Below are 371 nucleotides of genomic sequence, written 5' to 3'. Positions count from 1 at the left end.
GTTGAATTGATATTGATATTTTTTGCGTGCTCACCAAAAACTTCTGAAATTGCTTTCAATTCAGCAACATCTCCTAAAGGTGTAGAGGTTCCATGAGTATTGATATGATCAATTTCTTCTGGTTGTAATCCTGAGTTTTCTAAACAGTTTTTCATCACGGCAATTACTCCAATTCCATCAGGATGAGGAGCAGTCATGTGATACGCGTCAGAAGACATTCCACCACCAACTAATTCGCAATAAATTTTGGCACCTCTTGCTTTGGCATGTTCATATTCTTCCAAAACAATAGCACCTGCACCTTCACCTAAAACAAATCCATCTCTTTCTGCGTCAAAAGGTCTTGAAGCAGTTTCTGGACTTTCATTTCT

General features: G+C 38.3%; 1 protein-coding gene. It reads right to left on the bottom strand.

Annotated elements, in window-relative coordinates:
- Positions 1 to 371: beta-ketoacyl-[acyl-carrier-protein] synthase family protein (locus IU405_RS11980; RefSeq protein WP_317193370.1), on the bottom strand; the 371-nt coding region annotated here is incomplete at both ends.

Origin of the sequence: Polaribacter sp. BAL334 (genome assembly GCF_015767435.1) — a bacterium.
In the GTDB taxonomy this organism is placed as follows: domain Bacteria; phylum Bacteroidota; class Bacteroidia; order Flavobacteriales; family Flavobacteriaceae; genus Polaribacter.
The sequence above is the reverse complement of the archived record's forward strand: the minus strand, read 5'-3'. Positions and strand labels throughout refer to the sequence as shown.